Source organism: Stenotrophomonas sp. 3diitr2024 (genome assembly GCF_042136455.1).
Lineage (GTDB): Bacteria > Pseudomonadota > Gammaproteobacteria > Xanthomonadales > Xanthomonadaceae > Stenotrophomonas > Stenotrophomonas sepilia.
In genome coordinates, this window is the sequence record NZ_JBHHMJ010000285.1 from 1 (window position 1) to 318 (window position 318).

The 318-nt window shown below is 63.2% G+C and carries 1 pseudogene; it reads left to right on the top strand.

Features of this window, described 5'->3' with window-relative positions:
- Positions 1-97: 97 nt before the first annotated feature.
- Positions 98-211 (top strand): annotated as a pseudogene (locus ABGA94_RS06620) (hypothetical protein); the annotation flags it as partial.
- Between the last annotated feature and the right edge of the window lie 107 nt (positions 212-318).

The window sequence follows — 318 nt, forward strand, 5'->3', positions numbered from 1 at the left end:
TGGCGGAAGTGAACGGCGAAATCTGCTTGGTAGCGTCAGATGAGCGCGCATTGCCGTGGCCGATCTGGACTCTGCAGGCAAGTGAACTGATTCCTTTGCTCGGCGAGTTACCGTTCTTCCCGTGGACGTACGCCACAGCGACTGGGACTGCACGCTGGACTTCAGCAGGGGGCCGGCGGCGATCCGTCTGGGCCTGCGTCTGATCGACGGCCCATGAGGAGGACATGCACGCCGCCGTTGGACACACGCCCGGGGTGCAACATACGCATGCGAATGGTTAGACTGGGCACCTCGCCTTGCGCCCCGGACCCGCATGAA